24 protein-coding genes are annotated in these 25,608 nt (G+C 75.2%); 14 read left to right on the forward strand and 10 right to left on the reverse strand.

Annotated elements, in window-relative coordinates:
• Positions 1-138: 138 nt before the first annotated feature.
• Together ACZ6PY_RS07250 and ACZ6PY_RS07255 are read right to left on the reverse strand one after the other, a co-directional pair.
• Complete coding sequence (locus ACZ6PY_RS07250) at positions 139-642, reverse strand: SAV_6107 family HEPN domain-containing protein (RefSeq protein WP_466070054.1); 504 nt, start codon at positions 640-642, stop codon at positions 139-141.
• Positions 643-1,073: 431 nt separating this feature from the next.
• On the reverse strand, positions 1,074-2,261 hold the full coding sequence (locus ACZ6PY_RS07255) for an FAD-dependent monooxygenase (RefSeq protein WP_466070056.1): 1,188 nt from the start codon (positions 2,259-2,261) through the stop codon (positions 1,074-1,076).
• A 75-nt stretch (positions 2,262-2,336) separates the two neighbouring features.
• Here ACZ6PY_RS07255 and ACZ6PY_RS07260 point away from each other — a divergent pair, with 75 nt between their 5' ends.
• The 7 genes from ACZ6PY_RS07260 (at position 2,337) to ACZ6PY_RS07290 (ending at position 8,445) form a co-directional block, all read left to right on the forward strand.
• Complete coding sequence (locus ACZ6PY_RS07260; protein WP_466070058.1) at positions 2,337-3,062, forward strand: TetR/AcrR family transcriptional regulator; 726 nt, start codon at positions 2,337-2,339, stop codon at positions 3,060-3,062.
• A 106-nt stretch (positions 3,063-3,168) separates the two neighbouring features.
• On the forward strand, positions 3,169-3,657 hold the full coding sequence (locus ACZ6PY_RS07265) for a YbaK/EbsC family protein (protein ID WP_466070060.1): 489 nt from the start codon (positions 3,169-3,171) through the stop codon (positions 3,655-3,657).
• Positions 3,654-4,385 carry a monooxygenase gene (locus tag ACZ6PY_RS07270; protein ID WP_466070062.1) on the forward strand — a complete coding sequence of 244 codons (732 nt, stop codon included), beginning with the start codon at positions 3,654-3,656 and terminating at the stop codon, positions 4,383-4,385. Before ACZ6PY_RS07265 ends, ACZ6PY_RS07270 begins: the two co-directional genes overlap by 4 nt.
• Positions 4,382-4,960: a GNAT family N-acetyltransferase gene (locus ACZ6PY_RS07275; protein ID WP_466070063.1), complete on the forward strand. Its 579-nt coding sequence runs from the start codon at positions 4,382-4,384 to the stop codon at positions 4,958-4,960. Before ACZ6PY_RS07270 ends, ACZ6PY_RS07275 begins: the two co-directional genes overlap by 4 nt.
• A gap of 58 nt (positions 4,961-5,018) precedes the next feature.
• Positions 5,019-5,825 (forward strand): carotenoid biosynthesis protein, encoded by an 807-nt coding sequence (locus ACZ6PY_RS07280; protein WP_466070776.1) that lies wholly within the window; start codon positions 5,019-5,021, stop codon positions 5,823-5,825.
• Positions 5,822-6,946, forward strand: coding sequence for a glycosyltransferase family 2 protein (locus ACZ6PY_RS07285; RefSeq protein WP_466070065.1), 1,125 nt, complete (start codon positions 5,822-5,824; stop codon positions 6,944-6,946). Before ACZ6PY_RS07280 ends, ACZ6PY_RS07285 begins: the two co-directional genes overlap by 4 nt.
• A gap of 11 nt (positions 6,947-6,957) precedes the next feature.
• On the forward strand, positions 6,958-8,445 hold the full coding sequence (locus ACZ6PY_RS07290) for a phytoene desaturase family protein (protein WP_466070067.1): 1,488 nt from the start codon (positions 6,958-6,960) through the stop codon (positions 8,443-8,445).
• 21 nt (positions 8,446-8,466) lie between these two features.
• Here the strand turns inward: ACZ6PY_RS07290 and ACZ6PY_RS07295 are convergent, their stop codons facing one another.
• A complete protein-coding gene (locus tag ACZ6PY_RS07295; RefSeq protein ID WP_466070069.1) occupies positions 8,467-9,156 on the reverse strand; it encodes a CDP-alcohol phosphatidyltransferase family protein in 690 nt (229 codons plus the stop codon).
• 44 nt (positions 9,157-9,200) lie between these two features.
• A complete protein-coding gene (gene metF / locus ACZ6PY_RS07300; protein ID WP_466070071.1) occupies positions 9,201-10,118 on the reverse strand; it encodes a methylenetetrahydrofolate reductase [NAD(P)H] in 918 nt (305 codons plus the stop codon).
• Positions 10,119-10,852: 734 nt separating this feature from the next.
• Here metF and ACZ6PY_RS07305 point away from each other — a divergent pair.
• The gene (locus tag ACZ6PY_RS07305; RefSeq protein ID WP_466070778.1) at positions 10,853-11,935 is read left to right on the forward strand and encodes a polyprenyl synthetase family protein; all 1,083 of its coding nucleotides are present in this window, start codon (positions 10,853-10,855) and stop codon (positions 11,933-11,935) included.
• Positions 11,936-12,048: 113 nt separating this feature from the next.
• On the opposite strand, the gene ACZ6PY_RS07310 is transcribed toward ACZ6PY_RS07305, so the two are convergent.
• Positions 12,049-12,441 (reverse strand): Rv2175c family DNA-binding protein, encoded by a 393-nt coding sequence (locus ACZ6PY_RS07310; protein WP_466070073.1) that lies wholly within the window; start codon positions 12,439-12,441, stop codon positions 12,049-12,051.
• Between the two features lie 142 nt (positions 12,442-12,583).
• On the opposite strand from ACZ6PY_RS07310, the gene pknB reads away from it, so the two are divergent.
• Complete coding sequence (gene pknB / locus ACZ6PY_RS07315; RefSeq protein WP_466070074.1) at positions 12,584-14,560, forward strand: Stk1 family PASTA domain-containing Ser/Thr kinase; 1,977 nt, start codon at positions 12,584-12,586, stop codon at positions 14,558-14,560.
• Positions 14,557-15,417, forward strand: coding sequence for a deoxyribonuclease IV (locus ACZ6PY_RS07320; RefSeq protein ID WP_466070076.1), 861 nt, complete (start codon positions 14,557-14,559; stop codon positions 15,415-15,417). Before pknB ends, ACZ6PY_RS07320 begins: the two co-directional genes overlap by 4 nt.
• A 76-nt stretch (positions 15,418-15,493) precedes the next feature.
• Here ACZ6PY_RS07320 and ACZ6PY_RS07325 read toward each other — a convergent pair whose 3' ends face one another.
• The 3 genes from ACZ6PY_RS07325 to ACZ6PY_RS07335 all read right to left on the reverse strand — a co-directional run bounded on the left by ACZ6PY_RS07325 (position 15,494) and on the right by ACZ6PY_RS07335 (position 18,646).
• A complete protein-coding gene (locus ACZ6PY_RS07325; protein WP_466070078.1) occupies positions 15,494-16,522 on the reverse strand; it encodes a threonine aldolase family protein in 1,029 nt (342 codons plus the stop codon).
• A 108-nt stretch (positions 16,523-16,630) separates the two neighbouring features.
• Positions 16,631-18,037 (reverse strand): class II 3-deoxy-7-phosphoheptulonate synthase, encoded by a 1,407-nt coding sequence (locus ACZ6PY_RS07330; protein ID WP_466070079.1) that lies wholly within the window; start codon positions 18,035-18,037, stop codon positions 16,631-16,633.
• Positions 18,038-18,151: 114 nt separating this feature from the next.
• Positions 18,152-18,646: a hypothetical protein gene (locus tag ACZ6PY_RS07335; protein ID WP_466070080.1), complete on the reverse strand. Its 495-nt coding sequence runs from the start codon at positions 18,644-18,646 to the stop codon at positions 18,152-18,154.
• A 232-nt stretch (positions 18,647-18,878) separates the two neighbouring features.
• On the opposite strand from ACZ6PY_RS07335, the gene ACZ6PY_RS07340 reads away from it, so the two are divergent.
• Positions 18,879-19,868, forward strand: a complete 990-nt coding sequence (locus ACZ6PY_RS07340) for an AraC-like ligand-binding domain-containing protein (protein ID WP_466070082.1) — start codon at positions 18,879-18,881, stop codon at positions 19,866-19,868.
• Positions 19,869-19,937: 69 nt separating this feature from the next.
• Here ACZ6PY_RS07340 and ACZ6PY_RS07345 read toward each other — a convergent pair whose 3' ends face one another.
• Entirely contained in the window at positions 19,938-21,578 is a 1,641-nt protein-coding gene (locus ACZ6PY_RS07345; RefSeq protein WP_466070084.1) for a glycosyl hydrolase family 18 protein, read from the reverse strand.
• Positions 21,579-21,721: 143 nt separating this feature from the next.
• Here ACZ6PY_RS07345 and ACZ6PY_RS07350 point away from each other — a divergent pair, with 143 nt between their 5' ends.
• The gene (locus ACZ6PY_RS07350; RefSeq protein WP_313719121.1) at positions 21,722-22,213 is read left to right on the forward strand and encodes a glutathione peroxidase; all 492 of its coding nucleotides are present in this window, start codon (positions 21,722-21,724) and stop codon (positions 22,211-22,213) included.
• A gap of 82 nt (positions 22,214-22,295) precedes the next feature.
• A complete protein-coding gene (locus ACZ6PY_RS07355; protein WP_466070086.1) occupies positions 22,296-23,588 on the forward strand; it encodes an exo-beta-N-acetylmuramidase NamZ family protein in 1,293 nt (430 codons plus the stop codon).
• A 47-nt stretch (positions 23,589-23,635) separates the two neighbouring features.
• Here the strand turns inward: ACZ6PY_RS07355 and ACZ6PY_RS07360 are convergent, their stop codons facing one another.
• Entirely contained in the window at positions 23,636-24,439 is an 804-nt protein-coding gene (locus ACZ6PY_RS07360) for an SGNH/GDSL hydrolase family protein (protein ID WP_466070087.1), read from the reverse strand.
• A gap of 179 nt (positions 24,440-24,618) precedes the next feature.
• Here ACZ6PY_RS07360 and ACZ6PY_RS07365 point away from each other — a divergent pair, with 179 nt between their 5' ends.
• Positions 24,619-25,566: a threonine ammonia-lyase gene (locus tag ACZ6PY_RS07365; RefSeq protein ID WP_466070089.1), complete on the forward strand. Its 948-nt coding sequence runs from the start codon at positions 24,619-24,621 to the stop codon at positions 25,564-25,566.
• Positions 25,567-25,608 lie beyond the last annotated feature (42 nt).

Consider the following 25,608-nt stretch of genomic DNA (forward strand, 5'->3'; position numbering starts at 1 on the left):
CCACGGGCACCGGCCCGTGGATGGTGCTTGGATCGTGCGGTGCGGGACGCGCGTGCGACCCGGCGCGGCGTGCTCGCCGCCGCCGGGAGCGGCGCCCGGCCACCCGGGGTCCCGCCGGTGGTGGCCGGGCGCCGCGACTCAGGCGGCGGCTGCTCCGGGTCGCGGCAGGGCGTCAGGCACGCCGAGCCGGAGCGGCCGGTGCGGTTCGTCGAGCGCCGGTTGGTGTGCCAGGCCGAGCGCGGTCTCCACCACGGTCACGAACTCCTCGGCGGCGCGGAGCAGGTCGTCGGCCTCCCGGGCGGTGACCACCCGGGGGATGCCGGCCTCGGCGGCGGCCCGCTTGCTGGCCCCGGCGGCGAAGTAGGCGGCCCACTCGTCCAGCTCGGGGGCGACGGCGGCGAGCAGCACCCAGACGCTGGTGATCCGGTTGCGCCGGGTCGGTGCGGGGCGGGCGCGGGCGGCCAGCAGGGCGGCGGCGGCGCGCAGCGCGGCGAGGTGGGCGGCGGCGTACCGGAGGCCGTCGGGGCGGGTCCGGGCGGCCTCGGCCAGCCCGTGGCGGGCCACCACGAGCAGTTGGGCGGGGGTGCGGTGCGGCAGCACGTGCGCGGGCACCGTGGGCGCCTGGGCCGGACTGGTCGACATGGTCTCTCCTCCGCGTGGGCCGGGGCGGGGCGGCCGCGCGACGGGGAACCGTCGCCCGGGACGCCCGGAACGGGCGGTGCGGAGGAAGACGCACCAGGTGGGGGCCGGCCGGGTGTGGACGCTTCCCCACACCACACCCGGCCGGCGTACCGGCGGGTCCGTCGCCCGCCGCCCGGGGGTCGTGGGCGGCGGGCGACGATCCTGCCTTGACGGGTCCGGACTCGCGACTGTCCGGAGCCCGGTGCGGTCCGCGGAACCGCACCTCCCGGGAGCCGGAGCCGCGAAACACCGCTCCCGGACGTTGGAACGAGCGTACGACTGAATCGAACACTCGTTCTAACTGCTCTGACAGTACACCTCCCCTACGACGAAAACGCAACGTGTGGCGCGCCGGGAGACGACCGGATTCTCCGGGCGCGCACCCCGGCGGCTCAGACCCGCGCCGCGTAGTCGGGCAGGTCGGCCTCGGTGGCCAGCGAGTCGGTGCTGCGGACCAGCAGCGACCGGACCGGGCGGGTGGACAGCAGCCGGTCGCGCAGCCACAGCCCCCAGCCGGTGGCCGGGGCGAGGAAGTGGCCGGGGCTGGCGCCGCGCTGCCAGCGGCCGGCGTAGCCCCGCATCCGCCGCTCGTACGCGGGCAGCGCCACCCGGTGGTCACCGCCGGCCAGGGCCAGCTCACCGGCGAGCACGTACGCCCCGACGAGCCCGGTGCCCACCCCCATCCCGCCCAGGGTCACCCCCCAGGCCGCGTCGCCGAGCAGCACCGCCCGGCCGGTGTGCCAGCGGGGCACGCTGACCCGGGCGATCGCGTCGAAGTAGAGCTCGGGCGCGGCGCGCAGGCCGGCCAGCAGCCGGGGCACGTGCCAGCCCAGCCCGGCGAAGGCGTCGGTGATCAACGCCTTCTGCCGGTCGAGGTCGAGCCGGTCGTGGTCCTGCCGGGGCGAGGCGAACACGACGAGGGCGCCCGCCCGGCCCGGGGCGCGCTGGTCGGCGGCCACGCTGGCCATCCGGCCGGGCACGTTGTACTGCCGGGGGACGACGTCGTAGCCGTCGTCGGGCACGTCCCAGCCGGCCAGGTGGTAGCCGAGGTGGCGGACGTACGCCGACTCGGGCCCGAACGCCAGCCGCCGCACCCCGGAGTGCAGCCCGTCCGCCCCGATCACCAGGTCGACGGTGCGCGAGGCGCCCCGGGCGAGGTCGACCCGCACCCCGTCGGGGGTCTCGGTGAGCGCGGTGATCCGGTCGCCGAACACGTACCCGACCCGGTCGGCGCCGTGCTCGTGGAGGATCCGGGACAGGTCCCGGCGGAGGACCTCCAGCTCGCCGCCGGCGAACTCGGCCGGCAGCCGGAAGATCTCCCGGTCGTGCTCGTCCACCCGGCTCATGGCGCCGGCGTGGGTCTGCACCGCGCGCAACTCGTCGAGCACGCCCATGGCGGCGAGCACGCCCAGGTGGGTGGGTCCGCGGAAGTCGACCGCGAAGCCGCTGGTCCGCAGCGCGGGAGCGGCCTCGACGACGGTGACCTCGGCCCCGTGCCGGGTCAGCCACCAGGCCACCGCCGGGCCGGCGACCCCGGCGCCGGAGACGAGCACGCGGAAACCGCGAAGTGAGTTGGGCATGTCATTCCCCGTCCTAAACTGTGTCCCTCGGATACAGAGTACTCTAGACACAGTTTTGGAGCGAGGACAAGAGAGGTGATCGTGGAGACCGGTGGCGTCGACCAGGGCCGGCTGCGGGAGCTGCTGTGGGGGACCCCGACCGGTCCCCGGCGCGGGCCGCGCCCCACCCTCACCCTCGCCGCGATCGCCCGCGCCGGCATCACCATCGCCGACGCCGACGGGCTCGACGGGCTGACCATGCAGCGGGTCGCCGAGTCGCTGGACGTCACCAAGATGGCGCTCTACCGGTACGTGCCCGGCCGCGCCGAACTGGTGGCGCTCATGCTGGAGACGGCGGTCGGCGAGCCGCCCCCGCCCCCGGCCGGGGCCGACTGGCGCGGCCAGCTCGACGACTGGACCCGGCAGCTCTTCGACCGGTTCCGCCGGCACCCGTGGGCCCAGACGGCGACCGCCGGCCCCCGGCTGCCCGGCCCGAACGAGCTGGCCTGGCTGGAACGGGTGGTCGCCGCCCTCGCCGGCACCGGGCTGACCGGCGCCGAGCAGCTCGACGTCGCGGTGCTGCTGGTCGGGCACGCCCGCAACCTGGCCCAGCACGCGGCGCCGGACGACGCGCCCGGCGCGGGCCGGGAGGCCGCCTTCGGTGCCCTCATCCGCGGCCGGGAGGAGCGGTTCCCGGCGCTGGACGCCGCCCTGCGCGACACCGACCCGCAGGCCACCGACGCGGCCCTCGACTTCGGCCTGGCCCGGATCCTCGACGGCATCGAGGCGCTCGTCGCCGCCCGCGCACCCCGTCGATCATGACGTTGTTGTCGCGACACGCCGACGGCCGGCGCAACAACGTCATGATCGACGCGCCCGGGGTGGGACCGGGCGCGGCGGGGCGGGCGCGGTGGGGAGAATGAACGGCATGCAGCCACACCCGAACGTGCAGGCGGTGCAGCGGGCGCTCGACGACGCGGGCGCGCGGGACGGCTCCGGTGGCCCGAGCCAGGTCCGCCTGCTGCCCGAGGCCGTGCACACCGCCGCCGCGGCGGCCGAGGCGCTCGGCGTCGAGGTCGGCGCCATCGCCAACTCGCTCGTCTTCGACGCCGACGACGCGCCCCTGCTGGTGCTCACCTCGGGCGCGCACCGGGTGGACACCGCCGGGCTGGCCGCGTCCCTCGGGGTCACCCACCTGCGCCGGGCCACCCCCGAATTCGTCAAGCGGCACACCGGGCAGGTGATCGGCGGGGTCGCCCCGGTCGGTCACCCGCAGCCGCTGCGCACCATCGTGGACACCGCGCTGGCGGCGTACGACGAGGTGTGGGCGGCCGGTGGCGTGCCGCAGGCGGTCTTCCCCACCACGCACGCGGAGCTGCTGCGACTCACCGCCGGCACCCCGCACGAGGTGGCGTGACTCCCGAGCTCGTCACGCTGCACGTGTGGCGGATCCCCCGCACGGCCGTCCCCCGGGCGCTGGCCCGGATGGCGACCCACCCGGCGCGGCTGCGCCGGATGCCCGGCGTCCGCTTCGCCAAGCTGCTCGGCACCGGGACCGGCACCGGCTTCGGCCCCGGCGACACCGACCTGACCCGGTGGGCCGCCCTGGTGGTGTGGGACTCCCCCGCCGCGGCGGCCGGCTTCGACGCCTCCCCGGTCGGCCGCTCCTGGGCCCGGCTCGCCCGCGCCCGCGTACGGGTGGAGCTGCGCCCGCTGACCAGCCGGGGCGAGTGGTCCGGCCACCGGCCGTTCGGCGAGCCGTCCGGCGGGCGGGTCGCCGGGCCGGTGCTGGCGCTGACCCGGGCCCGGCTGCGGGCCCGCCGGGCGGTCACCTTCTGGCGGGCGATCCCGCCGGTCGCCGCCGCCCTGCACGCCGCGCCCGGGCTGCTCGCCCGGTTCGGCGTCGGCGAGGCCCCGCTCGGCTGGCAGGGCACGGTGAGCGTGTGGCGCGACGCGGCGGACCTCGTCGCGTTCGCGTACCGTCACCCGGAGCACCGGGCCGCGATCACCCGCACCCCCACCGAGGGCTGGTACGCGGAGGAACTGTTCGCGCGGTTCGCGGTGGCCGACGTGGTCGGCGACCGCGCGGTGCTGGGATGGGTCGCCACCGGGAGCGGCCCGGAAGCGGCGAGAGGGAACGCATGAGGTTGGTGCGGTGGACGCCGGACGATCTGGTCCGGCGGCTGGACGACGTGGTGGCCGTCTACGGCGAGGCGATGGGCTACCGCGCCGACCTGCTGGAGGCCCGGCGCGGCTACATCGCCACCCACGTCCGCCGTCCCGGCTTCCGCGCCGTCGCCAGCCTGACCTCCGAAGGCCACCTGGCCGGCTTCGGGTACGGCTACCTGGGCGCCGCCGGCCAGTGGTGGCACGACCAGGTGCACCGGGCGCTGGACGGCGAGGCCCGGCAGCGCTGGCTGACCCACTGCTTCGAGGTGGTCGAGCTGCACGTCCGCCCGCCCGCGCAGGGGCACGGCCTGGGCGCCGGCCAGCTGCGCGCGCTGCTCACCATGGCCGAGGGGAGCACCACCCTGCTCTCCACGCCGGAGGCCGACGAGCAGAAGTCCCGGGCCTGGCGGCTCTACCGCCGGTTCGGTTTCGTCGACATCCTGCGCCACTTCCACTTCCCCGGCGACGAGCGGCCGTTCGGCGTGCTGGGCCGGGACCTGCCGCTGCCCCCGCCCGGCCCGGGCGGCGCCCCCGCACCGGGCACGCCGTGAGCGCGAGGAGCGAACCGGGGTGGCGAGCCCCGCGGTCGCGGAACGAGGACCGTCCGTGATCCGGAACAGGCTGCCCTGGGCGCTGCTGGCCGTCCTGGTCCTGGCCCAGATCTGCTACCCGCTCACCGGCGGCGCGACCCGGGCCGGGCTGACCGTGGCCACCGTCGGGCTCGGCTGGCTGCTCTCCGTCGGGCACGCCCTGCTCACCAGGGGCACGCGCACCGCGCTCGCGCTGGTCGCCGTGGCCACCGGCGGCGGCTTCGCGATCGAGGCGCTCGGCGTGGCCACCGGCTTCCCGTTCGGCAGCTACGACTACTCCGGCGAACTGGGCCCGAAGCTGGCCGGGGTGCCGCTGGTCATCCCGCTGGCCTGGACCTGGATGGCCTGGCCGGCCTGGCTCACCGCGGTCCGGCTCACCCGCTCCCGCCCCGGCCGGATCGCCCTCGCCGCGGTCGGGCTGGCCGCCTGGGACCTCTTCCTCGACCCACAGATGGTGGCCGAGGGCTACTGGCGCTGGCGGGACGCCGTCCCGGCCCTGCCCGGCCTGCCCGGCATCCCGGTCAGCAACTACCTCGGCTGGCTGCTCTTCGCGGTGCTGCTGACGGCCGCGCTGCGCCCGCTCGCCGGGCCGGCCGTCGACCGCACCGACGGGCGGGACGCGCCGATGTTCGCGCTCTACCTGTGGACGTACGCCTCCAGCGTGCTGGCGCACGCGGTCTTCCTCCGGCTGCCCGCCTCGGCGGCCTGGGGCGCGGCCGGGATGGCGGTGGCCGCCGTGCCGCTGGCGGTCACGCTGCTGCGCGCCCGGCGCCGGGCCGGCGCCGGGGTGGCGGAACCAACCCCCCGCGTCGACGCGCCGGCATGATCCCCGCGCTGGTCCTGGCCGCGGCGGTCGCCGTGCTCACCGCGCACACCGTCGTCAACGCCACCGCCTGGCTGCGCCGCCCCGGCGCCGGCCCGGCCGAGGTCACCGAGGCGGTGGCGGTGCTGCTGCCGCTGCGCGACGAGGCCGACCGGGTCACCCCGTGCCTGCGCGCGCTGCTCGCCCAGCGCGGCGTGCCCGAGCTGCGGATCGTGGTGCTCGACGACGGCTCGACCGACGGCACCGCCGACGTGGTCCGCGCGGTGGCCGGCGACGACCCCCGGGTCACCCTGCTCACCGGGGTCGCCCCGCCGCCCGGCTGGCTGGGCAAGCCGCACGCCTGCTGGCAGCTCGCCACCCGCGCCGACCCGGCCCCGACCGTGCTGGCCTTCGTCGACGCCGACGTGGTTCTCACCCCGTACGCCGTCGCGGCGGCGGTGACCGAGTTGCGCGCGGCGGGCGCGACGCTGCTGTCGCCGTACCCCCGGATCGTGGTGCGGACGGCGGCCGATCGGCTCGTGCAGCCGCTGCTGCAGTGGTTGTGGCTGAGCTTCCTGCCGCTGCGCGCGATGGAACGCTCGCCGCGGCCGTCCCTGGCCGCGGCGGGCGGGCAGTTCCTGGTCGTGGACCGGGCCGGCTACCTGCGGGCCGGCGGGCACGCCGCGGTGGCCGACCGGGTCCTGGAGGACATCGAGCTGGCCCGGGCCGTGAAGCGGTCCGGCGGCCGGATCGCCCTGGCCGACGGGTCCCGGCTGGCCGCCTGCCGGATGTACGACAGCTGGCCGCAGCTGCGCGACGGCTACACCAAGTCGCTCTGGGCCTCCTTCGGGCACCCGGCCGCCGCCGCCGTGGTGGTGGCCCTGCTGCTCCTGCTCTACACCGCTCCCCCGCTGGTCGCGCTCGGGCTCGCCGCGACAGCTCCCCTGGTGTCGGTGGTGGCGCTCGTCGCATACCTGCTGGGGGTGATCGGGCGGGCGGTCAGCGCCCGCGCCACCGGCGGGCGGGCCTGGCCCGACGCGCTGGCACACCCCGTGTCGGTCGTGGTCCTCGGTTGGCTGACCCTCCGGTCGTACCATCTGCGGAAGCGACGCCGGCTCACCTGGCGGGGTCGCCCGATCAGCTAGGAGGCGGCGGCATGGCGCGGATCGTGGTCATCGGCGCCGGCGTGGGCGGCCTGGCCGCCGCCGCCCGGCTGGCGGTCACCGGGCACGAGGTCACCGTCCTCGAACGGGCCGGCACGGTCGGCGGCAAGCTCGGCCGGCACCGGCACGACACCCCCGAGGGGTCGTGGCACTTCGACACCGGGCCGAGCCTGGTCACCCTGCCGCAGGTGTTCCACGACCTGTTCGAGGCGACCGGCGCGAAGCTCGACGAATACCTGGACCTGGTGCCGCTGGACCCGATCGTCCGGCACGTCTTCCCCGACGGCGGCCCCACCCTGGACTCCTGCGCCGACCCGGCCGAGTTCACCGCCCGCGTCGGCGCGGCGTTCGGCGACCGCGCCGCCGCCGACTGGCAGCGGCTCTGGCGGCGGGCCGGCCGGGTGTGGGCGGCCTCGCACCGGGACGTGCTGCGCCGCACCGTCGACTCCCCCCGCGACCTGGCCGCGCTGGCCTGGCGGCTGGGTGACCTCGCCGCCATCGGCCCCGGCCGCACCCTGCGCGGGCTGGGCCGCCGGCACCTGGCCGACCCGCGGCTGCGGATGCTCCTGGACCGCTACGCCACCTACACCGGCGCCGACCCGCGCCGCGCCCCGGCCGCGCTGGTCGCCGTCCCCTACGCCGAACTGGCGTACGGCGGCTGGTACCTGCGCGGCGGGCTGGGCACCCTGGCCGACGCGCTGCTGTCGCGCTGCCTGGACCTCGGCGTCGTGGTGCGGACCGGCGCCACGGTCACCCGGATCGACGCGGCCGGCGGCCGGGTCCACGGCGTACGCCTCGCCGGGGTGGCCGCCCCCGTTCCCGCCGACGTCGTGGTGGCCAACGTCGACGCGCTGACCCTCTACCGGGACCTGCTGCCCACCCCGCGCCGGCTGGCCGCGCTCACCGACCGCAGCCTGGCCGGGTTCGTGCTGCTGCTGGGCGTCCGCGGCGACTCCGGGCTGGCCCACCACACCGTCTTCTTCCCCCGCGACCACGACGCCGAGTTCGACGCGGTCTTCGGCGACCCGGGGCGGGGCGTCCGGGCCCGGCCCGCGCCCGACCCCACCGTGTTCGTCACGGTGGCCGACGACCCGGCGGTCCGCCCGGGCGGGCACGAGGCGTGGTTCGTGCTGGTCAACGCGGCCCGCCACGGCACGGCCGCGGGCGCGGTCGACTGGCGGCGGCCGGGGCTGGCCGAGGCGTACGCCGACCGGATCCTCGACGTGCTCGCCGAGCGGGGCGTGGACGTGCGGGACCGGCTGGCGTTCCGGGAGATCCGCACCCCGGCCGACCTGGACGCGGCGACGGGCGCGCCGGGCGGGGCGATCTACGGCACCGCGGGCGGGCTGCTCCGCCCGGCCAACCGGGGCCCGGTGGCCGGGCTCTGGCTGGTCGGCGGCTCCAGCCACCCCGGCGGCGGCCTGCCCATGGTGGCGCTGTCCGCGGAGATCGTCGCCGACGCCGTCGGCCCGGCCTGGTAGGAGCCCGGCCGGGACGCGGGGTCAGTCGGCGTCGATCAGGGCGCGGCGGACGGCGGACAGCAGCTGGCCGAGGCCGAAGCCGGCCAGCAGCACCCAGACCGTGGTGGCCATGGTGATGGTGCCGGCGGTCAGGTCGGTGTCGATCAGCCCGGTGAGCCCCGCGACCACCAGCCCGACCAGGGCCACGCACACCCGGGTGGGCCGCTCCCCGACGGTCACCGCCCCGATCTCCCGCATGCCGGCCGAGACCGCGCGGGCCCGCACGTACTCGTGCAGCCAGGACAGCCCTCCGGCCGCCGCGACCAGCGCCCCGGGCGCGCCGAGCAGCCAGAACGCGGTCAGCCAGGCGGCCTCGCCGAGCCGGTCCGCCACCGAGTCGTAGACGTAGCCGAGCCGGGTGGTGCGGTTGGTCGCCACCGCCACCGCGCCGTCGACGCTGTCCGCCACCGCCGCGAGCAGCACGAACAGCGCGCCCAGGAACGGCCCGTCGCCGGCCCGCCCCACCAGCAGGGGTACGCAGAGGCAGAGCAGCACCCCGACCACGGTCACCGGGGTGGGGCCGACCCGCAGCCGGCCCAGGATGTAGCCCACGTGGTAGGCGAAGCGCAGCCAGGCGCGGACGACCGGCGCGGCCACCCGGGGGTCGAAGCCGCCGTGCAGCCGCGCCCACGCGGTCGCGTACTGGTCCCAGTTCAGCTGTGTGCCCACCACGGATCAACCGTAGAAGGGCGGCGGCGGTGGCGTGGGCCGGGTGCTCACACCCGCGCGTCGGCGCGCAGGCGCTGCCAGACCTCGCGGGTGGCGGTGGACCGGTTGAGGGTGATGAAGTGGATCCCCGGCACGCCCTCGTCCAGCAGCTTCGCGCACATCTCGCCGGCCTGCTCGACGCCGAGCCGGCGGACCGCCTCCGGGTCGTCGGCCACCGCGGCGAACCGCTCGGCGAGGGCGGGCGGGAAGGGCGCGCCGGAGAGCTGCACGGACCGCTCGATGGTGCCCAGCTGGGTCACCGGCATCACCCCGGCCAGGATCGGGGTGTCGCAGCCCGCGGCGGCCACCCGGTCGCGCAGCCGCAGGTAGTCGTCGGCGTCGAAGAACATCTGGGTGATCGCGAACTCGGCCCCGGCCCGGCACTTGCGGACGAAGTGCGCGGTGTCGCTGGCCACGTCGGGCGAGCGGGGGTGCTTGTAGGGGAACGCGGCCACCCCGACGCTGAAGTCGCCGGCGTCCCGCACCAGCCGGACCAGCTCCTCGGCGTACCGCACGCCCTCCGGGTGCTTGACCCACTCGCCGCCCGGGTTGCCGGGCGGGTCGCCGCGCACGGCCAGCACGTTGCGCACCCCCACCGAGGCCAGCCGGCCGATGACGTGCCGCAGCTCGGCGACCGAGTGGTCGACCGCGGTGAGGTGCGCCATCGGCAGCAGGGTGGTCTCGGTGGCGATCCGCTCGGTCACCGCGACCGTGGTGTCCCGGGTCGAACCGCCCGCGCCGTAGGTGATCGAGACGAACGAGGGGCGCAACGACTCCAGCTCGCGGATGGCCTGCCAGAGCAGGCGCTCCCCCTGCGGGGTCTTCGGGGGGAAGAACTCGAAGGAGAAGGTGGGTCGGCCGTGACGGATCAGCTCCCCGATGGCCGGCTGGGGATTGGGAAGGACCGAGGGAAGACCGAGCGCCACGGACCGACTGTAACCGGCGGGTCCGGGCCGACCCAGGATCTTCCCAGCCCGCGAGCACGAGGACGGCGGAGCGTCGTACCCCGGGGGTAGGAAGGGGGCAGCGCGGTGGGGCCGGCCGGTGGCCGGTCCCGGGGGGCCCGCGCGGGGGTCGCCACGATCGGCGACGCGCCGGTCCGGCACCGCCGGGCGTCCGCGCCGCCACCCGCGCCGTCGCCCCGGAGGACCCGATGACCCCGTCCCCGCCACCCGGCCCGCGCCAGCTCGGGCCGCTCCTGGCCGAGCTGCGGGCCGCTCGCGGTTGGAGCCAGCAGCGGGTCGCCGCCGAGCTGTGCGCGGCCTCCGGCGTGCCGACGTTGACCCGGCACGAGGTGTCCCGGTGGGAGCGGCAGCGCCGGCTCCCCGGCGGCTTCTGGTCCGGCTGGCTGGCGGTGGTCCTCGGGGTGCCGGGCGAGTTGCTCGCCGAGGCCGCGGCGCGCAGCCGCCGCCTCGCCCGGCCCGCGGGGGCCGCCGGTCCGGGTGGCCCGGGCCGGCCGGTCGCACGCCGCCGGGCCGGGGCCGGCCGGGGCCGCCCGGACCGGCGCCGCGGACCCGGGTCGCGCACCGCCCCCGCCTCCCGGTCGTCCCGGCGGGCGGTTCCCGGGCGCCGCCGGCACGCCGACCCGGCCCCACGCCGCGCGCGGCACGCCGGGACGGCGGTCCGGCGTCCGGGGCCGGGACCGGCTAGCGTCGTCGGCGTGACCCACGCTGCTCCCGTCTCCCCCGTCGACCGAGCCGGCCTGCGCCAGCGGATCGACAAGGCCCTCACCGAGTTCCTCGCCGGCCAGCGCGGTTGGCTGACCACCCTCGACGAGGGCCTGGTGCCCGTCGCCGAGACGATCGAGGCGTTCGTGCTGGGCGGCGGGAAGCGACTGCGACCGGCCTTCGGCTACTGGGGCTACCGGGGTGCCGGCGGGGTCGACTCCGACCAGGTGGTCGCGGCCCTGGCCGCGCTGGAGTTCGTGCAGGCCAGCGCGCTGATCCACGACGACCTGATGGACCGCTCGGACACCCGCCGGGGCGAGCCGGCGGTGCACCGGCGGTTCGCCGCCCGGCACCGCGCGGCCGGCTGGAGCGGCGACCCGGACGGGTTCGGCGACGCGGCGGCCATCCTGCTGGGCGACCTCTGCCTGGTCTGGTCCGACGAGGTGCTGCACTCCGCCGGGCTGGACCCGCGCACGGTGGCCCGGGCCCGGCCGGTCTTCGACGAGATGCGCACCGAGGTGACCGTCGGGCAGTACCTGGACGTGCTCACCCAGGCCACCGGGGACACCTCGCTGGAGCGGGCCGGCAAGGTGGCCCGCTACAAGTCGGCGAAGTACACGGTCGAGCGGCCGCTGCTGCTCGGCGCCGCGCTGGCCGACGCCCCGGCCGAGGTGCACGCGGCCTACTCGGCGTACGGGCTGCCGCTGGGCGAGGCGTTCCAGCTCCGCGACGACGTGCTCGGGGTGTTCGGCGATCCGGAGCGCACCGGCAAGCCGGCCGGCGACGACCTGCGCGAGGGCAAGCGGACCTACCTGGTGGCGGCGGCCCTCGAGGCGCTCGACGAGGCCGGCCGCGACCTGCTGCTCGGTGGCCTCGGCGACCCTGCGCTGGACGCCGCCGGGGTGACCCGCCTGCGCGAGCTGATCACGGTGAGCGGCGCCCTGGACCGCACCGAACGGCGCATCACCGCCCTCACCGAGAGCGCCCTGGCCGCCCTCACGACCGTCGACCTGGACACCGAGGCCCGCCAGTCCCTGGTCGACCTGGCCATAGCCGCCACCCGCCGCACCGACTGACCCCACCCCGACCCGCCCACACCCCCGCCCTCCTGGAAGCGATCATGAGGTTGGCGGCGAGGTCGATCTCCGATCGTGCCGCCAACCTCATGGTCGACGGGTCGGGGTGGCTCTCAGAAGCCCAGGGCCTGGGCGCGGCGCTTGACCTCGCGGGCCTGGTCGCCGGCGAGGGTGGCCGCCGGTGTGGTGCCGGCGAGGGTGGGGTCGGGCTGGTAGAGCCAGCCCAACGCCTCCTCGTCGTCGTACCCGGCGTCGGCGAGCAGGTTGAGCACGCCGGGCAGGTGCTTGAGCACGGTGCGGTTGGCCACCAGGTCGGCCGGGATCCGGCGGACGCCGTCGCGGCGCACCGCCAGCAGTTCCCGGTCGCGGATCATCTGGTGCACCTTGCTGATCGACAGGTCGAGGCGCTCGGCCACGTCCGGCAGGGTCAGCCAGCCGGCCGGGTCGGTCGGTCCGGGCAGGTCGGCCCCGGTGGTGGCGCTCTCGGCGGGTACGGAATCGGTCACCCGACCACCCTGCCACGTGCCCGGCGGGGCCGGTCGGCGGCACCCCGTACCGCGGCGGGAGCGCGCGCCGGTGCCGCCCGTCGCATGCCGGCTGTAGCATCCTGTTCAACCTTCACCCTCCCGACACATAGACTGCCTGCCGATGGACACACAGGTCGCCGACACGTTGCTGGGCTCGCTGATCGACGGGCGCTACCGCATTCGCGGTCGCGTGGCCCGTGGCGGCATGGCGACCGTGTACACCGCCACCGACGAGCGCCTGGAGCGCACCGTGGCGGTCAAGATCATTCACCCGACGCAGGCGCCCGAGGCCCGGGCCCGGATGGCCGGCTTCGTCGAGCGCTTCACCGACGAGGCCAAGACCATCGCCCGGCTCACCCACCCCAACGTGGTGGCGGTCTACGACCAGGGCAGCCACGCCGGCCTCCCCTACCTGGTGATGGAGTACGTGCGCGGGCGCACCCTGCGCGACGTGCTCGCCGAGCGGCGCCGGCTCAACCCGGACGAGGCGCTGGCCATCGCCGAGCAGATGCTCGCCGCGATCGCCGCCGCGCACCGGGCCGGCCTGGTCCACCGCGACGTCAAGCCGGAGAACGTGCTGGTCGCCGAGCCGCCCACCGGCGGCACCGCCAGCCTGGTGGACAGCGTGGTCAAGGTGGCCGACTTCGGGCTGGCCCGCGCGGTCGAGGCGAGCGCCGAGGAGGAGAACGGCAACCAGCTCATGGCCACCGTGGCCTACGTGGCGCCGGAGCTGGTCACCCAGGGCCACGCGGACCCGCGCACCGACGTCTACTCCGCCGGCATCGTGCTGTTCGAGATGCTCACCGGCCGGGTGCCCTACGACGGCGACCGCCCCGTGGAGGTCGCCTGGCAGCACGTCGACCGCGACGTGCCGGCCCCGTCGACCCTGGTGCCGGCGCTGCCCCCGGTCCTCGACCGGCTGGTCGCCCGGGCCACCCGGCGCGACCCCGCCGCCCGTCCGGCCGACGCCGGCGCGATGCTCACCGAGGTGCAGGCCGCACGGGACGAGCTGGGCAACGCGCACACCACGGTGCTGCGGCAGGTGGGTGACGAGACGAGCGTGTTCGCGCAGCCCACCATGGTGGTGGCGGCGGTCCAGCCCGCCGAGCGCCCCGCCTGGGCGCGGCTGCCCGAGGGCGGCCCCCCGCGCCCGCACCGCCGCCGCGCCGTCGAGGACGAGAGCCTGGGCGCCCGGCTGGCCGGGCTGCGCAGCCGGGTGATGGGCTCCCCGCGTGGCCGGCTGGCGGTCGCCGCGGCGGCCGTGGTGCTCGGCCTGGTGGCCGCCCTCGGCGGCTGGTGGTTCGGGGTGGGCCGCTACACGGTCGCCCCGCAGCTGGTGAGCCTGAGCAAGGCCGACGCGGAGGCACAGGCCACCCGGGGCGGCTTCACCCTGCGCTACACCGAGCCCCGCTACGACGAGAAGATCCCCAAGGACACGGTGCTGGGCCAGGACCCGGTCTCCGCCACCCGGATCGTCAAGGGCGGCACGATCACGCTGACCCTGTCGCTCGGTCCGGAGCGACTGCCGGTGCCGGACGTGGTGGGCAAGGACTTCGCGCTGGCCGAGATCGAGCTGACCGACGCCAAGCTGGTGCCGGTCAAGGGCGGTTCCCGCTACGACGACGCGCTGCCGGCCGGGGTGGTGCTGGACACCGACCCGAAGGTGGGCACGGTGGTCAAGCCGGGCGCGAAGGTGACGGTGGTCCTGAGCAAGGGCCGCGCGCCGGTGACCGTGCCGAACCTGGTGGGCAAGAACCTCGGCGAGGCCCGCGCCACCCTGGGCCGGCTGGGGCTGACCCCGGTCGAGACGTACAAGGACTCCGACAAGCCGAGGGACGAGGTCCTCGGCCAGAGCCCGGCCGACGGCACCGGCGTGGAGAAGGGCGCCCAGGTCAAGCTGGACGTCAGCAAGGGCCCCGCCCAGGTGCCCGTCCCCCGGGTGGTCGACCTGCCGTGCCAGCAGGCCAAGCAGGTGCTGGAGAGCCAGGGCTTCCCGGTCAACATCCAGCTCAACCCCAACGGGGTGGCGCGCTTCCAGAACCCGGGCGAGAACACCCCGGTGCCGCCGGGCACCCCGGTCACGGTGACCTGCCTGTGAGCACCCGGCGGCGGGTCGGCTCGCACACCCCCACCTCGGGCGGCCTGGCCAGGGCGGCGCTGCCCTACGCCGACGCGGCCGCGTCCGAGGTGGTGCAGGTCTACGTCTCGAACTCCCGGGGCTGGGCCCTGCCGGCGGGCGACCCGAAGCAGGACGTGCTGTTCCGGGACGGCTGCGGCGAGCGCGGCCTGCCGGTCTTCATCCACGCCTCGCTGCTGGTCAACCTCGGCTCCCCCACCCCGGCCACGGTCGAGCGGTCGGCGGAGACCCTGGCGCACGCCCTGCGCCGGGGCCGCGCCATCGGCGCCGAGGCCGTGGTGTTCCATGCCGGCAGTGCCGTCGACGCGGGCCACGCCGAGGCGGCCATGCGGCAGGTCCGCGACGCCCTGCTCCCGCTGCTCGACGAGAGCGCGGCCACCGGCGGGCCGATGCTGCTGGTCGAGCCGAGCGCCGGGGGCGGCCGGTCGCTGGCCTCCCGGGTCGAGCACCTGGGCCCCTACCTCGACGCGGTGGACCGCCACCCCATGCTGGGCGTCTGCTTCGACACCTGCCACGCCTGGGCGGCCGGGCACGACCTGGCCGCCGAGGGCGGGATGACCGCCACGCTGGACGCGCTTGTCGCGGCGGTGGGCGCGGACCGGCTGAAGCTGGTGCACGCGAACGACTCGAAGGACCTGTGCGGCTCCACCCGGGACCGGCACGAGAGCATCGGCAAGGGCACCATCGGCGAGCCCGCGTTCGCGGAGCTGATGCGCCACCCCGCCACCGCCGGCGTCCCCGTTCTGGTGGAGACCCCCACCGAGAAGCACGTGGGCCACGCCGCCGACATCGCGACCCTGAAGCGCCTGCACCCCTGACCCCGGCCGGGTCGATCAGGAGGCTCACGTCGCGGACGGCGCGAACCTCCTGATCAACAGGCGGGGACGCGCCAGGTCAGGCGCGGAGGAGCGTGGTCAGGATCTCGGCGGCCCGGTCGATCTGGTCGTCGGTGGCGTCCAGGTGCGTGACCAGGCGGGCGGTACGCGGCCCGAGCACCGAGATCAGCAGGCCCCGCTCCCGGGCGGCCGCCGCCAGGGCGGGCGCGTCGAGCGGGTGCTTGGCCAGGTCGAGCGGGACGATGTTGGTCCGCACCACGGTCGCGAGCACCCCGTACGGGGCGACCGCCTCGGCCAGCCGGGCGGCCTTGGCGTGGTCCTCGGCGAGCCGCTCGACGTGGTGGGCCAGCGCGTACCGGCCGGCGGCCGCGAGGATGCCGACCTGCCGCATGCCGCCACCCATCCGCTTGCGGACGAACCGCGCCCGGGCGATCTTCTCGGCGCTGCCGACCACCAGCGAGCCGACCGGCGCGCCGAGGCCCTTGGAGAGGCAGACCGAGAGGGTGTCGAACAGCGCGCCGTACTCGGCCAGCGGCACCCCGTCGGCGACGTGCGCGTGCCAGATCCGGGCGCCGTCGCAGTGCAGGGCGAGCCCGTGGCCGTCGGCGACCCGGCGCAGCTCCCGCAGGGTCGCCAGGGGGATCACCCCGCCGCCGCCCCGGTTGTGGGTCTGCTCGACGGCGATGGCCCGGGTCGGCACCGCGAAGTAGCCGTCCGGCCGGACCATCCCGGCCACCACCTCGGGGTCGACCTCCGCGCCCACCGCCGGCCAGGTCCGCGAGGAGATCCCGCCGTACGCCGCCGCGGCGCCGATCTCGTACGTGACCACGTGCGCGTCGGCGTCGCAGAGCAGCTCGTCCCCCGGCGGGACGACGAGCTGCAGGGCGATCTGGTTGGCCATCGAGCCGCTCGGGGCGAACAGCGCCGCCTCGTGCCCGAAGAGCGCCGCGACCTCGGCCTCCAGGGCGGCGACGGTCGGGTCCTCCCCGTAGACGTCGTCGCCGACCTCGGCGGTCGCCATCACCTCGCGCATCCCGGCGGTGGGCCGGGTCACGGTGTCGGACCGCAGATCGATGAATTCAGGCACTGTCATCCTTTCGGCTGCCGACTGCGGGGCTCGCAAGCTCACTCCTCGCGTCAGGCACTGTCATCCTTTCGGCTGCCGACTGCGGGGCTCGCAAGCTCACTCCTCGCGTCAGCCACGCAACATCTCCGCAACGAGGAAGGCCAGCTCCAGCGACTGCTGGGTGTTCAGTCGCGGGTCGCAGGCGGTTTCGTACCGGTCGGGCAGGTCGAGGTCCTCGATGCCCTGGGCGCCGCCCAGGCACTCGGTGACGTCCTCGCCGGTCAGCTCGACGTGCAGGCCGCCCGGGTGGGTGTCCAGGCCGCGGTGCACCTCGAAGTAGCCGAGCACCTCGTCGACGATCCGGTCGAAGTGCCGGGTCTTGTAGCCGTTCGAGGACTCGTGGGTGTTGCCGTGCATCGGGTCGCACTGCCAGACGACCTTGGCGCCGGCGGCGGTGACCTTGGCGACGATCGGGGGCAGGGCGTCCCGGACCCGGTGGTTGCCCATCCGGCTGATCAGGGTGAGCCGGCCGGGGATGTTGTCCGGGTTGAGCTTCTCGCACAGCTCGATGGCCTCGTCCGGGGTGGTGGTCGGGCCGAGCTTGACCCCGATCGGGTTGGCGATCCGGGAGATGAAGTCGAGGTGCGCCCCGTCGAGCTGCCGGGTCCGCTCGCCGACCCAGAGGAAGTGACCGGACAGCCCGTACGCCCGGTTGCCCGAGATCCGGGTGAGCGCCCGGTCGTACTCCAGCGCCAGCGCCTCGTGGGAGCAGTAGAGGGTGACGGTGCGCAGCGCCTCGTCGTCGGTCATCCCGCAGGCGCGGATGAAGGCCAGCGCGCGGTCGATCTCCCGGGCGATGGCCTCGTAGCGCTCGCCGGCCGGGGACTGCTTCACGAAGCCCTTGTTCCAGTCGTGCACCGCGTGCAGGTCGGCCAGCCCGCCGGCCAGGTACGCCCGGAGCATGTTCATGGCGGCGGCGGAGTTCGCGTACGCCCGGATCATGCGCTGCGGGTCGGCGACCCGCGCCTCCGGCGTGGCCTCCAGCGAGTTGATCATGTCACCGCGGTAGGCGGGGAGGCCGCGCGCGTCGGTGGGCAGCGACCGGGGCTTGGTGTACTGGCCGGCGACCCGGGCCACCTTGACCACCGGCAGGGACGCGCCGTAGGTCAGCACGATCGCCATCTGGAGCAGGGTGCGGGCGTTGGCCAGCAGGTGGCTCTCGGTGTTGTCGGCGAAGGTCTCCGCGCAGTCGCCGCCCTGGAGCAGGAACGCCTTGCCCTCGCAGACCAGCGCCAGCCGCTGCCGGAGCTGGTCGACCTCGTAGGGGGCGACCACGGACGGCACGGTGTCCAGCACCTTGCAGACCTCGGCGACCTGCTCCTGGTCCGGCCAGGGCGGGGTCTGCGCGCGCGGCAGCTCCCGCCAACGGTCCAGGCCGAGGGCCGCGTCCTCGGCGGAGTCGGCGGTCGGACGACTGGTCTGGAGCCCCGGGCTGCCCACCGCGGGGTGACTCAGCTGATGCCACTCATGGCGCATGGGAGAAAGCGTACGGCGACGGCCGGGACCGCCCGCCGCCGAGGGGGACGGTTCCGGTGGTTGGGAGATCAGCGACACATCCGGGGACCGCCGCAGGTCGGGGCGGGTGCGGGGTCAGGGGGTGACCCCGGGCTCCGGGGTGTTGCCGCCCAGCGCCTCGCCGGCGATGCACCAGTCGGCGCCCGTGCGGGTGACCGTGAACAGCAGCGAGCGGGTGGCCTTGCGGGACCCGACGGCAACGGTGACCGAGGTGCTCACCTCCTCGCCGTGCGGGCCGGACCGGACGTCGGTGATGGTGGCCTGCGGGACCGTGAAGTGGTCGGCGAAGTCGCCGTTCGGGCCGGTGGCGGCGGCGTCGAAGGCGGCCTGCATGGGCGCGCAGAGCTGGCTGCGGCCGGCGTCGACGTCCTTGGCCGCCATGGCGTCCAGGTACGCCTGGACCCGCTCCCGGCTCTTGGCCGCCGCCTCCTCGGCCGGCGCCCGCTGGGACTGGCTGGCCGGGCCGCCCGGAGCGCCGTCCCCGCCGCCGAGGCCGCAGCCGGCCAGCGTGACCGGCAGGAACGCGAGCAGGGCCGCGCCGGCCACCGCCCTCGGGTGCGTCAGGCGCATCGGTCCCCTTCCCTCGCCGCGGACATCGGGACATGCCGAGCGGCGAGTCTGTCACATCGACGTCGCCGGGTGCCGGCCCGCGGTGCGCCGATGGCCGGCGCCACCGGATCCTCGACGATCCTGCCATCCTCGCCCGGATCGCCCCGGCCGGCCAGAGCGGCACGCGGACCGACCTCGGGGGGGCCGTGGACGCCGGGGCGGCCGGCGCCGACAATGGCGTACCCCCAAGGAGGTGACGGTCATCCTCGCCGTGGCATCGGTCGACACCGCCTGGCTGCCCCCGGCCGAGCGGTTCGACTTCTGGCAGGACCTGGTGGCCCGCGAGTCGGCGGCCGCCCGGATCAGCACCGCGCACGCCGGCGACTTCGCCGCCTCGGCCCGGGCCGTCGACCTGGGCGTGGTCCGGCTCGGCGCCTGGCGGTACCCGTCGCTGGAGCTCGCCCGTACTCCGAGGCTGATCCGCAGCTCGGATCCCGAGCTCTACCAGCTCGTCCTGCCGCTGAACGGCCACGGCGTGGTGTCGCAGCAGCGGCGGTCGGGCCGGCTCGGCCCGTCCGGTTTCGCCTTCATCGACACCGTCCGCCCGCACGGCTCCCGTCAGGTGCCGGACCGGGCCGCCGACCGGCTGGAGACGCTGACCGTGCTGGTGCCGCACCGGGCGCTGCCGCTGCCGCCGCGCCGGGCGGCGGCGCTGCTCGCCGCCAAGATTCCCGCCGACACCGGGATGGGCGCCCTGTTGGCCACCTTCCTGCGCCGGCTGGTGGCCCACCCCGAGCAGTACGACGCCTCGGACGCGCCACGGCTCGACCGGATCGCCCTGGACCTGATCGCCGGGACCCTGGCCGGGCATCTGGAGGCCGAACGGGAACTCCCGGTGGAGGTGCGGGTCACCGGCCTGCGGGCCCGGGTGGAGGCGTGGATCCGGGAGCACCTGGCCGACCCCGGGCTCACGCCGACCGTGGTCGCGGAGGCGCACCACATCTCGGTGCGCGCACTGCACCGGCTCTTCGACGACACCGGCACGAGCGTGGCGGCCCTGATCCGCACGGCCCGGCTGGACGGCTGCTTCCGGGACCTGGCCGACCCGGGGCTGCGGCACCTCGCCGTCCACCAGGTCGCCGCCCGCTGGGGGTTCCGGGACCGGGCGCACTTCAGCCGGGCGTTCCGTGCCGCGTACGGGCTCTCGCCCCGCGCGCACCGGGACCGCAGCATCCGCACCTGACCGGACACCGTGCGGGGAGGGGCCGGTGCGGCCCCTCCCCGCCGGGTGGGTGGTGCGTCGGCGCTCGGCTCAGCCGAGACCGCCCTTGATGGCGCCGATGAGCTCACCGTTGCTGGTGTCTCCGGAGAGCTCCCAGAAGAACGCGCCACCGAGGCCCTGGTTCTTCCCGTAGGTCATCTTTCCGCCGATGGTCGCCGGGGTGTCGTAGCTCCACCAGTTGCTGCCGCACTTGGCGTAGGCGGTGCCGCCGACCGTGCCGGTGGCCGGGCAGGTGTTCTTGAGCACCTTGTAGTCGTCGATGCCCTGCTCGTAGGTGCCGGGCGCCGGGCCGGTGGCGGTGCCGCCCGGGGCGGTCTGGGTGACCCCGGTCCAGCCCCGGCCGTAGAAGCCGATGCCGAGCAGCAGCTTGTCCGACGGCACGCCCTTGGACTTGAGCTTCTGGATCGCCGCGTCGGACCAGAAGCCCTGCTGCGGGATGCCGGTGTAGGAGTAGAGCGGCGAGTGCGGCGCGGTCGGCCCCTGGGCGTTGAAGGCGCCGAAGTAGTCGTACGTCATCGGCATGAGCCAGTTGAGGTACGGCGTGGCGCCGGCGTAGTCGGTCGCGTCGATCTTGCCGCCGTTGCTGCCGTCGGCGGTGATCGCCGCGGTGACCAGGGCGCTGGAGCCGAACCTGCTCCGCAGCGCGCTGACCACGTTCTTGAACGCGTTCGGCCCGCTGGTGTCGCACTGGAGGCCGCAGGCGTTCGGGTACTCCCAGTCGACGTCGATGCCGTCGAAGACGTCCGCCCAGCGCGGGTCCTTGACCAGCGCGTAGCAGGAGTCGGCGAACGCGGCCGGGTTCTGCGCGGCCTGGGTGAAGCCGGCCGACCACGTCCAGCCGCCGAAGGACCAGATCACCTTGAGGTGCGGGTACATCTTCTTGAGCTTGCGCAGCTGGTTGAAGCTGCCGCGCAGCGGCTGGTCCCAGGTGTCGGCCACGCCGTCGACGCTGTCCGCGGCGGTGTACGCCTTGTCGTAGTCGGCGTAGCTGTCACCGATGCTGCACCGGCCGCCGGTGGTGTTGCCGAAGGCGTACAGGATGTGGGTGAGCTTGGCGGCGGAGCCGCTGGTGTGGATGTTCTTCACGTGGTAGTTGCGGCCGTAGACGCCCCACTCGGCGAAGTAGCCGACCACCTTCTTGCCCCCGGTCGGCGGGGTCGTGGTGGGCGGCGTCGTGGTGGGCGGGGTGGTCGTGGGCGGCGTCGTGGTGGGCGGGGTGGTGGTCGGCGGCGTCGTGGTGGGCGGGGCCGTCGTCGGAGGAGTGCCGCCGCCGGAGCAGGACGCGCCGTTGACCGTGCAGGTCAACGGCGCCTTGTACGCGCCGGTGCCGTTGTAGCCCCAGCTGAAGCTGGCGCCCGGGGCGAGCGCGCCGGCCCAGCTCTTCTTGACCGCCACGTAGTGGTTGCCGCTGCTGGTCACGTCGGCGTCCCAGGAGCTGCTGACGGTGGTGCCCGCGGGCAGGTCGAACTCGACGCGCCAGGTGGCGACGCTGGCGCTCGTGCCGTTGGTGATGGTCACCCTCGTCTCGTGACCGGTCCCCCAGTCCTGCACCTTGGTGAATGTGGCGGTGACGCTGCCCGCGGCGGAGGCGGTCGCCATCGGCACCGCCGCGACCGCGAGCGCGACCACGGCGCCGGTGGCCCACAGGGCCCGGCGGAGCGATCTCTTCATACGGCGTCTCCCCAAACAGTTAGGAAACTTTCCAGATTGGATGCTGAGACGCTACTCACGCGTCACCACTTCGTCAAGATGTAGATGCATCGATTCCTCGGGTCCGGTGTCGACCAGGCCCCGCGGCCCCGTAGCCTCGTGCCATGACCGTTTTCGACGTGCAGATCGACGCCCTCGCCGGCGGGCCGGCCGACCTCGGGCGCTACCGCGGCCGCGCCCTGCTGGTGGTCAACGTGGCCTCGCGGTGCGGCCTCACCCCGCAGTACGCCGGCCTCCAGGCCCTTGCCGACGAGTACGCGGACCGGGGCCTGACCGTGCTCGGCGTGCCGTGCAACCAGTTCGCCGGCCAGGAGCCGGGCAGCGCTGCCGAGATCGAGGAGTTCTGCCAGGTCAACTACGGCGTGACGTTCCCGCTGACGGAGAAGGTCGACGTCAACGGGCCGCACCGGCACCCGCTCTACGCCGAACTGGTGTCCACTCCGGACGCCGAGGGGCACACCGGCGACGTGCGGTGGAACTTCGAGAAGTTCCTCGTCGCGCCGGACGGCACGGTGGCGGCCCGGTTCGCCCCGACGGTGACCCCGGACGCCCCCGAGCTGCGCGCCGCCGTCGAGAAGGTGCTGCCGGTCGGCTGACGCCGCCTTGTAGGGAACCTTCCTTGACCGCCCATCGAGCTGTAGCTAAGTTTCAATGACCCCCCGGGACGAGGAGGTCATGATGGAGCGCAGAAGGTTCCTGGCCGGCGCGGGCGCGGTCACCGCGGGCGCGGTGGTCGCCACGGGCCCGGGCACGCCGGGGCAGGCCGTGCCCGGCATCCGCCGGGTGGCCACCGGCCTGGACGTGCTTGTCGATTCCGGATTCGCCGCACTGGCCGGCCAGCGGGTGGGGGTGGTGTCCAACCCCACGGGCGTGGACTCGGCCTACCGGCACCTGGTCGACCTCATGCACGAGTCGGGCGGCGTGCGGGTCGTCGCCGCGTTCGGCCCCGAACACGGCTTCCGCGGCTCCGCCCAGGCCGGCGGCAGCGAGGGCACCGGGACGGACGCCCGCACCGGCATCACGGTCTACGACGCGTACGGCGCCAGCCAGGCCAAGTGGGAGAGCCTGTTCACGACCGCCGGCGTCGACACGGTCGTCTTCGACATCCAGGACGTGGGCGCCCGCTTCTACACGTACATCTGGACGATGTACACGTCGATGGTCGCCGCGGCCCGGGTCGGCAAGCGGTACGTCGTGCTCGACCGGCCCAACCCGGTGGGCGGGCGGGCGCGCGGGCCCATGATGACGCCCGCCTTCACGTCCGGCGTGGGGCTGAAGGAGATCGTCCAGCAGCACGGCATGACCGTCGGCGAGCTGGCCCGGTTCTTCAACGCGGAGTTCCTGCCCGCCGACGCCGGCCGCCCGGTCGAACTGGAGGTGGTGCGGTGCCGGAACTGGAAGCGGGACCGGCTCGCCGCCGACACCGACCTGCCGTGGGTGATGCCCAGCCCGAACATGCCGACGCCGGACACCGCGCTGGTCTACCCCGGCACCTGCCTGTTCGAGGGCGTCGCCTCGATCACCGAGGGGCGGGGCACCTGCCGGCCGTTCGAGCTGATCGGCGGGCTCGTCGACGACTTCGACCACCACTGGGGAGACCGGCTCAACGCCCGGGACCTGCCGGGCGTCGAGTTCCGCGAGGCCTACTTCTCCCCGACGGCCGCGGGGCAGAAGCCGGCCCTGCTCAACAAGCTCTGCGCCGGCGTCGAGGTCAAGGTCGTCGACCGGTCCGCGTACGACCCGATCCGCACCGCGGTGGCCATGCTGGTGGAGGCGCGGAAGTACCAGGCGTTCGCGTGGCGGTTCGACTCGTACGACGCCGTCCGGCCGTACTGGGTGGACAAGCTGACCGGCTCGCCCCGGCTGCGCACGATGATCGACGCCGGGGCCGACGTGGACGACGTGGTCGGCGCCTGGGCCGACGAGCTGGCGGCCTTCGAGCGGCAGCGGCGCCCGTACCTGCTCTACTGAACCGGCGGAGGGGCCCGGGGTGTCCGCACCCCGGGCCCCACGCCGGCTCAGCCCGCGGCGGAGCGGAACACCGGGTAGTAGCCGCCGGACTGTCCCGCGGCCGTGGGGTGGTACGAGACGGTGAGGTTCAGGACGTTCAAAGCGTGCAGCCACTTCTCGCCGTAGCTGCACAGCTGGTGGCCCACGAAGATCGAGCGGACGTCGGCGAACGTGAAGCCGGCCGAGGTGGCCGCCGTGCGGGTGATGTCGTCGACCAGGTTGATCCCCTCGTTGATCTTCGCTCGGGAGGTGGCGCTGAGCCCGACGCAGACCGTGCCGAGCTGGTAGAAGACCGGGTAGCCCACGACCACGACCCGGGCGGAGGGCGCGCGGCTCCGGATGCCGTTGTAGACGGTCGCCAGCTTGCCGGGAAGCTGCGTGCGGGCCTTGTCCTCGGCGGCCTGGATCGCGGCCACGCACTGGGTCTCCCCCTGGAGCACGCAGGTGCTCATGATGGTGGAGAAGCCGACGTCGTTGCCGCCGATGGTGACGCTGACCAGCGTGGTGGTCGAGGAGAGCGCCGAGAGCTGGTTGTTGACGACGTCCGTGGTGGTCGCGCCGGAGCAGGCGACCGACCGGTACGAGGCCGGCCTGATGTTGGTGTTGTAGAGCGCCGGGTAGGCGTTGTTGCTGCGCAGGCAGGACCCGCTCTCGGAGGTGTAGCTGTCGGCGCCGACGCCGGAGGCGTACGAGTCGCCGAGAGCGACGTAGCGGTCGGCCGGGGCCGCCTGGGCGGGAGCGGCCAGGGTCAGCGTGATGCCGAACGAGGCGGCCAGGGTCAGGGCGAGGGTGGCAAGACGGGATCTCCGCACGTCGCACTCCTGGGGGTGGGAAGTGGTGGTGGGAGATAGATATCAATGAATCGGATGGCCGCGAAAGATCATCGTTTCGCGCCGGTTGCCGATAGACACTTATTGATACATATCGTTGACGTGACTGCGAACAACGCTGAAGGTTTTCGCCATCGCGCGGGGCGGGCTAGGCTCGGCGCGTGCGGTTGATCACCGGGGACGACATGACGGCGGCGGAACGACGCCTCGACGGGCGGGTGGTCCGCACCCCGCTGCTGGACGCGCCGGTCCTCGGCGCCGACCTGGGCCTCCGGCTGGCCGTGAAGGCCGAGAACCTCCAGCACACCGGCAGCTTCAAGGTGCGCGGCGCCACGAACGCCCTGCTCGCCCACGCCGAGCGCGCCGGCACACCGGCCGGGCTCGTGGCCTTCTCCGCCGGCAACCACGCGATCGCGGTGGCCCACGTGGCCCGCGCCGCCGGGCTGCCCGCGGTGGTCTGCATGCCGCCGCACGCGGTGCCCGCCAAGCTGGCCGCGGTGCGCCGGCTCGGCGCCGAGGCGGTGCTCACCGACGACCTGCTGGCCACCGCCGAGGCGATCACCGCCGACCGCGGCTTCCACCTCCTCGCGCCCTTCGACGACCCGGACGTGATCGCCGGTCAGGCCACCGTCGGGCGGGAGATCCTGGCCGACGGCCCGCCGCCGGACCTGGTGCTGGTGCCGGTGGGCGGCGGCGGGCTCATCAGCGGGGTGGCCGCGGCGATCCGGGCCGGGTCACCGGGCACCCGGATCGTCGGGGTGGAGCCGGACGGGGCCAACGCGATGTCCCACGCGCTGCGGACCGGCACGCACACCCTGCCGTCGCGCCCCGCCTCGGTCGCCGACGGCCTGGCCGCCCCGTTCGCCGGGCGGCACACCCTGGCGCACGTCCGGGCGCTGGTCGACGCCGTGGTGGAGGTGCCCGAGGCGGCCGTCCTGCCGGCCTGGGCCGAGCTGGTGCAGGCCACGAAGCTGCTGGTGGAGCCGGCCGCCGCGGTCACCCTGGCGGCGTTGCGGGGCGGGCTGGTCGACGTGACGCCCGGCGAGCGGACCGTCCTGGTGCTCAGCGGCGGCAACGTCGCGCCGGCCGTGCTGGCCACCCTGGCCTGACGGGTCGGACCGGGCCCGGCGGGTCGGATCGGACGGCGGCCG

It is taken from the genome of Micromonospora sp. NPDC048907 (assembly GCF_055586885.1).

Coding starts and splice junctions, on each gene's coding strand:
- ACZ6PY_RS07265 (WP_466070060.1), top strand. CDS start 3,169: ATGCAGCCACACCCGAACGTGCAGGCGGTGCAGCGGGCGCTCGACGAC.
- pknB (WP_466070074.1), top strand. CDS start 12,584: ATGGACACACAGGTCGCCGACACGTTGCTGGGCTCGCTGATCGACGGG.
- ACZ6PY_RS07330 (WP_466070079.1), bottom strand. CDS start 18,037: ATGCGCCATGAGTGGCATCAGCTGAGTCACCCCGCGGTGGGCAGCCCG.
- ACZ6PY_RS07250 (WP_466070054.1), bottom strand. CDS start 642: ATGTCGACCAGTCCGGCCCAGGCGCCCACGGTGCCCGCGCACGTGCTG.
- ACZ6PY_RS07350 (WP_313719121.1), top strand. CDS start 21,722: ATGACCGTTTTCGACGTGCAGATCGACGCCCTCGCCGGCGGGCCGGCC.
- ACZ6PY_RS07290 (WP_466070067.1), top strand. CDS start 6,958: ATGGCGCGGATCGTGGTCATCGGCGCCGGCGTGGGCGGCCTGGCCGCC.
- ACZ6PY_RS07345 (WP_466070084.1), bottom strand. CDS start 21,578: ATGAAGAGATCGCTCCGCCGGGCCCTGTGGGCCACCGGCGCCGTGGTC.
- ACZ6PY_RS07255 (WP_466070056.1), bottom strand. CDS start 2,261: ATGCCCAACTCACTTCGCGGTTTCCGCGTGCTCGTCTCCGGCGCCGGG.
- ACZ6PY_RS07275 (WP_466070063.1), top strand. CDS start 4,382: ATGAGGTTGGTGCGGTGGACGCCGGACGATCTGGTCCGGCGGCTGGAC.
- ACZ6PY_RS07355 (WP_466070086.1), top strand. CDS start 22,296: ATGGAGCGCAGAAGGTTCCTGGCCGGCGCGGGCGCGGTCACCGCGGGC.
- ACZ6PY_RS07335 (WP_466070080.1), bottom strand. CDS start 18,646: ATGCGCCTGACGCACCCGAGGGCGGTGGCCGGCGCGGCCCTGCTCGCG.
- ACZ6PY_RS07285 (WP_466070065.1), top strand. CDS start 5,822: ATGATCCCCGCGCTGGTCCTGGCCGCGGCGGTCGCCGTGCTCACCGCG.